Consider the following 8,500-nt stretch of genomic DNA (forward strand, 5'->3'; position numbering starts at 1 on the left):
TGGGAAGAGAGAAAAAAATTTAAGTATAAGGATATGGTTAATACCCTGAGCCCAATTGCAGAAGACTTAGCAGGTCAAAGCTATCCCAATCCTCATTACTTGCAAACACAGCGCCGCATTCGTTCCCTCATAGACAAATATCTTGCAGTCGAAAAACTACATGATCGTCTGCAAGATTTACCGATACAATTTGCCAATCCCCAACCGCGTCCCTGGAAACTTATCGATTGGCAGACGATTAACCGCAATCAAATTATCGGCTTAGACGCAGAGGTATTTTTATCTATCTTGATAGGTGCAATGGACACAGAAGCCCCCATTCGCGGCTATACCCAAACCAGTCGGCAGTATTTGGAAAAATTGCATCCTCAAATGGCTCGGTTTGTTGGTGGAACAGTCGGTAAAGATGGCGAACTGCTGGAACTTGGTTTGTGGGAAAAGGAAGAACGTCAGCACACACCTGCATTAATCAAAATTTACACCCAATTAACAGGCGAGAAAATTACCCCAAAACTTCGTACTGTTAGAAGCTATCTCCCCACAGATGACGCTTACGAAGACTTATATCGCCACGGCTTACACCGCATTGCTACAGAATACGGTGCTACCTGTCTTTATATTTGGTTGATGGCTCACACCACTGGCGCACTCCAGGATGTTCTAGAGGAACTAGCACAGGATGAAATCAACCATACTACCAAATTCTGGGGGTTTGGAGTCTGGACTTTCCCTGATACTGGGTTGATGCGAATTGGACGCACACTCATCAAAACGCGATCGCCAAACTATCAGCGTAACAACCTCATGCGTACCCTCCGCCGGATGATGGCTACCCTCAACTGGAATGCTTGGTCATTAACCAACAAAACAACTCTCCTCTTCACCTTCACCTACACAATGCATCGTCTGTGCAATTGGAACAACACCCTCACACCAGAGTACTTGCAAGATTTATTTGAAACTACTCATTAATAAAAACAAAGGACAAATGACAAATGACAAATGACAAAATTACCCACCGATTTAAACCCCCAAAAAATCCCCCAACATATCGCCGTCATCATGGATGGTAACGGACGATGGGCAACTAGTCGAGGATTACCGCGCATTGCTGGACATCGCCAAGGAGCAAAGACGCTCAAAGAACTATTGCGTTGCTGCAAAGATTGGGGAGTTAGAGCGTTGACAGCCTATGCTTTCTCAACAGAAAATTGGCAGCGTCCCGTTGAAGAAGTGGATTTTCTAATGCATTTGTTTGAGCGATTACTACACCGCGAGTTGGCTCAGATGCATCAAGAAGGTGTACGAATCTCCTTTATTGGAGATTTATCGGCTTTACCCAAGTCTCTACAAACGGAAATGGAACGTTCAATGACAGAGACGTTGAACAATCAAGCAATCCACTTTACTGTTGCAGTCAACTACGGTAGCCGCAACGAAATTACCAGAGTTTGCCGTCAAGTAGCTCAACTCGTGCAACAGGGTGAACTCAGTCCCCAAGAAGTGAATGAAAGTTTTGTAGAACAACATCTTTACACAGCAGATACTCCAGAACCCGATTTGCTGATTCGTACCAGTGGTGAGATGCGATTGAGTAATTTTCTCTTGTGGCAAATGGCGTATACAGAAATGTATTTCACCAATATTCTTTGGCCAGATTTTAATAGAAAAGCATTTCATCAGGCTTTGTTGAGCTACCAAAGACGCGATCGCCGTTTTGGTCAAGTTAAAGCTTCAGTGTCAGCTTAGTGTACCAAACACCAGACATCGCCTCAAAATTAAACCGGATTTTTGCCATGAGCGATAAAGTAAAAGCACCCACATTACCACGATGGTATATGAGCGCTAATAAATGAAACATTATTGAGGATAATCTATCTGCTATGACAGACCGAAGTAACTATAAGAATAGCAGCGACTGGGTAAATAAACTGCAAGGGTAGTTACAAATGTTTTGTTAAAAATATTACTTACCGTAAATGTGATGCTTGACTTAGGCAAAATCCAATCGATAGCGAAATCCTATTCTCCTCAAGAACTGTTTGCTGCCTTGGTTTGGCAGCGTCGGTTCAATGAGTTTGATGGCGAAGAAGTGATTACTGATCTTTCCAGCCACAAAAATTTATGGGCAAGCTTTCTGTTCACAAAACCAATCTTTGCACCAGATGAAAACGGTTTAAGCTTTGGTGGTATGGTTGATACCCTCCTTGCAATGGCGAACTATCGCCCCATGCCTGAAACCAGCATCATCCATTTCATTGCTTATCCTGCCGATACGTTATATATCCTTACAGAGAACCAAGACATAAAAGTGTCTGAGCTTTTAGACTTAGGCAAAAAGTGGCGAGCTGATTCAGTAGAGGTAAGTGATGGCACGAATGAAGACTACGGTTTGCGGCTTAAGCGCCGACTGAGAACTAGATTGGAAGGAGGGCTATGGGGTGAAGATATTCACCAGGATTGTGATGCGGTTATTGTTACCTATTGGTGGGATTGAATTCTTGAAAGTTATTTCCACCGTTTTCCTGATGATCTTACCTGCACCCAAATCGATCAGCGATCGCAATCTCTTAATTTTTTTTAGTAAATTATTTTTTGGTAGGTATTGAGCCGAGGATTTCGGCTCAATACCTATATTCGTTATCACAAAATCAGACTTATGTAATTATTGTTTTGTCAATATAGCAATCCGATTTTATATTTGAACAGAGAAAATTTGGAAGGCTTATGAATCAGGCATTGTACAGAACGTACTGTTCACAACCCATTTAGGATTGATAGAGTAACCATAAGAAATTCCAATGCTTTTTATTAAAAGTTATAAAAACTACCAATAAAAATTATTGTTAATTCTTTCCAAAAATAGTATTTACTATAATTTAATACTTGCGATATAAGCTGATGTTCTGGTAAGTCAATTCAGAAAAAAACCTGATATCAAAAATTTAAAGTTAACAAGATTCTCTTGCTAAATCTACTTTAAATTTATTTATCAATCCATTTAAAAATCGCAATTAATTTTTTCACTATTTTATAGGTGTTGGGAGTTATGATGACAAAATATCTACTAGCTTCTGCTAGTGGGATGGGATTTTTATATTTAATTGCTGGGTTATCACCTGTGCAAGCCCTTCCTAGTTTAGAAATCGCAGATAAAAACGTAGCTGTTAATCAAGATGATGGCAGCTATCAAAAAAATGATTCTCATCAAAGCAATTTAGCAAATAATATCTCCAGTAAATTGCTGATAGCTAATGAAACTCAAAAAAATTTACCCTCAATCAATCAACAGCAAAAAAATCAAGATTTAGGAGTAGATTCTGCGGTTAACTTTTGGCAGCCAATCATCCCACAATCTGCAAGTTCATCTTCAACCTCATACAAACTTGCACAAGTAACATCCGTATCCCAATTGTCTGATGTGCAGCCGACTGATTGGGCTTTTCAGGCACTCCAATCTTTAGTCGAGCGCTATGGTTGTATCGCAGGTTATCCCAATCAAACCTATCGCGGTAATCGGGCAATAACTCGCTATGAATTTGCTGCTGGCTTAAATGCTTGTTTAGACCGAATCAACGAACTGATTACCACTGCAACTGGTGATTTGGTCAATAAAGAAGATTTAGCCACATTGCAGAAACTACAAGAACAATTTGGGGCGGAATTGACAACATTACGGGGTCGAGTAGATGCTGTAGAAGCTCGCACAGCAGAACTAGAAGCAAATCAGTTTTCTACAACTACTAAACTTAATGGAGAGGTAATTATTGCTGGTGTTGGTGCTAGCGGTGGCGCTCCTAATGACAGTGACCCGAACATTATACTAGTCAATAGAGTGCGGTTAAATCTCACCACTAGCTTTACTGGTAAAGATTTATTAATTACTGGATTGCAAGCCTATAACTTTTTGGGTGGAGCCGATGGACAGGGTAGCCTGCAACAAGGTTTAGGATTAGCTGCGCCGCTTTTAAGTGCAAGTAGCGCCCGTACCAGTTTTGAGCCGCAATTTCCGGGGATAAATGTTAATACTTTGTCGGGTGTTGGCGCAAACAGTGTTCAGGTTTACAAATTGCTGTATATCTTTCCCGTCGCTAATAAATTAACCTTGTTTGGAGGAACTGCGGCGGAAACATCAGATGCTTTCCCAGCAATTACGCCTTTTTATGGTGAAGGACAAGAGTCAATATCTCGTTTTGGCGGTTTGAATCCTGTGGTACGGATTTCTGGTGGGACTTCGGGTACTGGTTTAGCATCGGCGGCGGGATTTATTTTTAACATTTCGCCAAATTTGGATTTAAGAGCTTTATACGGCAATCCAAATGCCAATTTAACCCAAAAATCTGCTACTGAGGTTGAGGGACTAACAGGAGTTTCTACTACACCTTTGGGAGCAGGTTTATTTAGTGGTAGTAGTGTTATTGCCACACAGTTAACCTTCAAGCCAAGTCCCGCTCTGGATATTGGTTTAAACTATGCCCACAGTTATCACGAAATCAATATTTTAGGTACAGGATTAATTAGTGGTGATATCGATGCTTTAGCAGGGGTTGCAACTGGAACACCGGTCACACTCAACTCTGTTGGGGGTACGCTAACATGGCGATTGTCTCCCAAGATAGCCTTATCTGGCTACGGTGCAGCATTATTTGTTGATGCTGCTTCAAATAGCGTCAATGCTTCCACCACCTTTACAAGTTGGATGGCGGGAGTTCACTTTAGAGATTTATTCAAGCCAGGGAACACTGCTGGGATTATTTTTGGTCAGCCTCTTTTCCGTACTGATACTGGTGGTTCTGCTCAACTTACCCCCACAGGCGACAATCGGGCGACTCCTTACCATTTAGAAGGCTATTACCGCCTTCAAGTTAGCGATAATATCAGTATTACCCCTGGCGCGTTTATCCTCTTTAACCCAGAAGGTAACAGCAACAATGAGACTACGACTGTAGGTGTACTTCGGACTACTTTTACGTTTTAAGAGATTAAGAGTAGGGAGTGGCTGACGTACTAAAAACATCATCAAACAAGTTAGCTATTTCTTTATTGCTTTCTCTTACAACCTCCTTAACTGCACCCTCAAATTGTTTAACAAGACCTCCAAATAGCCATCCTATCATCTCCTCACGCCTTTTCACAGCATAATTAGCAAGCAGATATCCTCCCAATAATACTCCTCAAAAGGAGTGTCGAGGATAAAATAATAAATAAGTAGAACTCCCTTATTTAAAATCTAAAATCTAAAATCTAAAATCTAAAATTCGATGAGTAACCCGAGCGCATCGTAGACATTGCTCTACAAATAACCTAATTATTTCTTTTGCCTGATTTACCAGTTTGATTTGAAATTTGGTGCTTTTGTATAACCCGCTCAATCTGGCAAGTCACCGCATCTATTCTATGTTTAACCTTATCAAAATCAATATTCACCCAAATATAGGCTTTGTCAGGTCTTTGCTGCTTATAATTCATATATTGCTTTACTTGTCAAGATATTTTGTTATATCTATACAATATAGCCGTCTCAATTTCTAAACTACTTTCTCTAGACGTATAAGTAGATATCTTAATATTTACTTAAGATTTTACACGTTGATTCGTAGGGCTACAGCTAGCTGTGCTACCCCACTAAAAAATACGCGATATTCCTCGCCTCTGGTAGCTAAAATCCAAATTTTAAGTGTTATTAAATCTTTGTTTGTAGATATTGCACCAACTGCGGTGCTTGCATCACTCCCTCTATGCGCTCCACAGGCTGACCCTGCTTAAATAGTACTAAGGTTGGTAGAGCGGCAATTTTATACTGAGTAGCCAAATCTGTGTATTTCTCTGTGTCGATTTTGACAATCCGCAGGCGATCCTTAAGTTGGGCATTGACTTGCTCTAAAATTGGTACCATCATTTGGCATGGCCCACACCAGTCAGCGTAAAAATCTACTAATACAGGTACATCAGAAGCAGACAGCATCTCTTCAAAGCTGTTAAATTGCTTTTTAGTTGCCATGTGATACACACCGATTTTCAATTGTTTGTTTCAATAGTAATTCTTAGAAAATAAAAGCGGTATAGGTTTATGGGTTTTTGTTGGGAAAGGATTAAATTAGTCAATATAGAATGATTTGCCAGCAAAAAATCTTAAATAATTGTAATAAAAACCGTATATTATTCTTGTTTGTGTATATGCATTAGATATGTATTTAAGCCTATCCTGACCAACCAAATAAATATACAGGCCTTCACGAGAGTCATGTCTAGGACGGACGTAACTGCAACACTTCCTAGTGTATCCAATCGGGCGATGTCTACGATGGGCTATTGGGCGTCACAGCTATAAATTAAATCAACAATATATTGCTTCAAGTTATTCATCTATTAATAGAGAAGTAACTATAGATATTTAATTATCCAGACAATATTCAGATGTTCCCTAAATCACCATAAGATAATTAGCGCGGTATTTCTAAGATTGAGGAACATTAAATGACACTATTACAAAATAAAGTCGCAATTGTCACAGGTGCATCACGAGGGATTGGACGAGCGATCGCAATTGAATTAGCCATCCAAGGAGCGATCGCAGTTGTCAATTATGCCAGTTCTAGTACAGCTGCACAGGCCGTTGTTACAGAAATTACAGATGCGGGAGGTGAGGCGATCGCTATCCAAGCTGACGTTTCTAAAGGCGATCAAGTAGACGCACTAGTTAACGTGGTCATCGAAAAGTTCCGCCGTGTGGATATTTTGGTTAACAACGCAGGTATTACCCGCGACACACTACTTTTGCGTTTGAAGCCAGAAGATTGGCAAGCTGTAATAGACCTTAACCTAACTGGTGTTTTCTTATGTACACGCGCCGTCAGTAAAATTATGTTGAAGCAGCGATCGGGACGAATTATCAACATTACCTCCGTTGCTGGGCAAATGGGCAACCCAGGTCAGTCAAACTACAGCGCCGCCAAAGCAGGTGTAATCGGCTTCACCAAAAGCGTTGCCAAAGAACTTGCTTCTCGCGGCATCACCGTTAACGCCGTCGCCCCTGGATTCATCACCACCGATATGACCAGCGATCTCAACAATCCCGAAGATATTTTGAAATACATCCCACTCGGTCGCTTCGGTCAACCTGAAGAAGTCGCTGGGATGGTGCGTTTCCTCGCTGCCGATCCCGCCGCCACTTACATCACCGGACAAGTCTTTAATGTCGATGGTGGCATGGTAATGGCCTAAATAGTGCTGAGTTAGGAGTTAGGAGTTAGTAATTTTCGTAGGTGCGTTAGCCTTCGGCGTAACGCACCGATTTTATCTGAGTAGTTCACTTTCGTAAATCAAGTTTTCAACTTCTAAATCAACTTCACGGCTAATAAAGCTGTTATTATCAACGAATTTTAGAAAATATACACGTTTAAAGGGAGTAAAAGAGGATTATAAGCCCCCCTTTTAAGGGGGATTGGGGGAATCTCCTGGGCAAAATATCACTAACCGAACCGTATTGAGTGGCGTGGCGGAACCAATCTAAAATCCAAAATCGTTTGATTTCACCTAATTTTGAGATCAAACACCCCTAAAATGCCCTTCTAACAGTTACTTTGTCGTCGTTAACCACAATGGCATCAGCCCTGCCATCCCTGGTAACATCGGCAAAGAATGTTCCCCGGCTTCCGAAGTAGGGATTCTGGGTAAAGGACTCGTTACCAGTAAAACTAGAACCGTTGGAGCGTCGGACAGTTACTCTGTCGTTGTTAACCACAATGGCATCAGCCCTGCCATCCCCGGTAACATCGGCAAAGAATGTTCCCCGGCTTCCGAAGTAGGGATTCTGCGTCCAAGACTCGTTACCAGTAAAACTAGAACCGTTGGAGCGTCGGACAGTTACTCTGTCGTTGTTAACCACAATGGCATCAGCCCTGCCATCCCCGGTAACATCGGCGAAGAATGTTCCTCGGCTTCCGAAGTAGGGATTCTGCGTCCAAGACTCGTTACCAGTAAAACTAGAACCGTTGGAGCGTCGGACAGTTACTCTGTCGTTGTTAACCACAATGGCATCAGCCCTGCCATCCCCGGTAACATCGGCAAAGAATGTTCCCCGGCTTCCGAAGTAGGGATTCTGCGTCCAAGACTCGTTACCAGTAAAACTAGAACCGTTGGAGCGTCGGACAGTTACTCTGTCGTCGTTAACCACAATGGCATCAGCCCTGCCATCCCCGGTAACATCGGCGAAGAATGTTCCTCGGCTTCCGAAGTAGGGATTCTGCGTCCAAGACTCGTTACCAGTAAAACTAGAACCGTTGGAGCGTCGGACAGTTACTCTGTCGTTGTTAACCACAATGGCATCAGCCCTGCCATCCCCGGTAACATCGGCGAAGAATGTTCCTCGGCTTCCGAAGTAGGGATTCTGCGTCCAAGACTCGTTACCAGTAAAACTAGAACCGTTGGAGCGTCGGACAGTTACTCTGTCGTTGTTAACCACAATGGCATCAGCCCTGCCATCCCCGGTAACATCGGC

9 protein-coding genes are annotated in these 8,500 nt (G+C 42.1%); 5 read left to right on the forward strand and 4 right to left on the reverse strand.

Translation table 11 applies throughout. The features are described from left to right. The first annotated feature begins 33 nt into the window (after nt 1–33). The 4 genes from LC574_RS14580 (at nt 34) to LC574_RS14595 (ending at nt 4,978) form a co-directional block, all read left to right on the forward strand. Nucleotides 34–972: a ferritin-like domain-containing protein gene (locus LC574_RS14580; RefSeq protein WP_229454193.1), complete on the forward strand. Its 939-nt coding sequence runs from the start codon at nt 34–36 to the stop codon at nt 970–972. 30 nt (nt 973–1,002) lie between these two features. Next, on the forward strand, nt 1,003–1,749 hold the full coding sequence (locus LC574_RS14585) for an isoprenyl transferase (RefSeq protein WP_229454186.1): 747 nt from the start codon (nt 1,003–1,005) through the stop codon (nt 1,747–1,749). Nucleotides 1,750–1,954: 205 nt separating this feature from the next. Continuing rightward, nucleotides 1,955–2,497, forward strand: coding sequence for a hypothetical protein (locus LC574_RS14590; protein WP_229454187.1), 543 nt, complete (start codon nt 1,955–1,957; stop codon nt 2,495–2,497). A 555-nt stretch (nt 2,498–3,052) separates the two neighbouring features. Further along, complete coding sequence (locus LC574_RS14595) at nt 3,053–4,978, forward strand: iron uptake porin (protein WP_229454194.1); 1,926 nt, start codon at nt 3,053–3,055, stop codon at nt 4,976–4,978. 4 nt (nt 4,979–4,982) lie between these two features. Here LC574_RS14595 and LC574_RS14600 read toward each other — a convergent pair whose 3' ends face one another. The 3 genes from LC574_RS14600 to trxA all read right to left on the reverse strand — a co-directional run bounded on the left by LC574_RS14600 (nt 4,983) and on the right by trxA (nt 6,001). Further along, the gene (locus LC574_RS14600; protein ID WP_229454188.1) at nt 4,983–5,165 is read right to left on the reverse strand and encodes a hypothetical protein; all 183 of its coding nucleotides are present in this window, start codon (nt 5,163–5,165) and stop codon (nt 4,983–4,985) included. A gap of 139 nt (nt 5,166–5,304) precedes the next feature. Then, nucleotides 5,305–5,469: a hypothetical protein gene (locus tag LC574_RS14605; RefSeq protein WP_229454189.1), complete on the reverse strand. Its 165-nt coding sequence runs from the start codon at nt 5,467–5,469 to the stop codon at nt 5,305–5,307. 214 nt (nt 5,470–5,683) lie between these two features. Next, nucleotides 5,684–6,001 (reverse strand): thioredoxin, encoded by a 318-nt coding sequence (trxA, locus tag LC574_RS14610; RefSeq protein WP_229454190.1) that lies wholly within the window; start codon nt 5,999–6,001, stop codon nt 5,684–5,686. 476 nt (nt 6,002–6,477) lie between these two features. Here trxA and fabG point away from each other — a divergent pair, with 476 nt between their 5' ends. Next, entirely contained in the window at nt 6,478–7,224 is a 747-nt protein-coding gene (fabG, locus tag LC574_RS14615; RefSeq protein ID WP_229454191.1) for a 3-oxoacyl-[acyl-carrier-protein] reductase, read from the forward strand. Nucleotides 7,225–7,558: 334 nt separating this feature from the next. Here the strand turns inward: fabG and LC574_RS14620 are convergent. Further along, the coding region (locus LC574_RS14620; protein WP_229454192.1) for a VCBS repeat-containing protein at nt 7,559–8,500 on the reverse strand (942 nt) is incomplete at its 5' end.

Origin of the sequence: Nostoc sp. CHAB 5715, from assembly GCF_020829685.1 — a bacterium.
Classification (GTDB): Bacteria; Cyanobacteriota; Cyanobacteriia; order Cyanobacteriales; family Nostocaceae; genus Nostoc.

Excerpts from the sequence above, each read along its gene's own strand:
- LC574_RS14580 (WP_229454193.1), top strand. The coding sequence starts at position 34 with ATGGTTAATACCCTGAGCCCAATTGCAGAAGACTTAGCAGGTCAAAGC.
- LC574_RS14605 (WP_229454189.1), bottom strand. The coding sequence starts at position 5,469 with ATGAATTATAAGCAGCAAAGACCTGACAAAGCCTATATTTGGGTGAAT.
- trxA (WP_229454190.1), bottom strand. The coding sequence starts at position 6,001 with ATGGCAACTAAAAAGCAATTTAACAGCTTTGAAGAGATGCTGTCTGCT.
- fabG (WP_229454191.1), top strand. The coding sequence starts at position 6,478 with ATGACACTATTACAAAATAAAGTCGCAATTGTCACAGGTGCATCACGA.
- LC574_RS14585 (WP_229454186.1), top strand. The coding sequence starts at position 1,003 with ATGACAAAATTACCCACCGATTTAAACCCCCAAAAAATCCCCCAACAT.
- LC574_RS14595 (WP_229454194.1), top strand. The coding sequence starts at position 3,053 with ATGACAAAATATCTACTAGCTTCTGCTAGTGGGATGGGATTTTTATAT.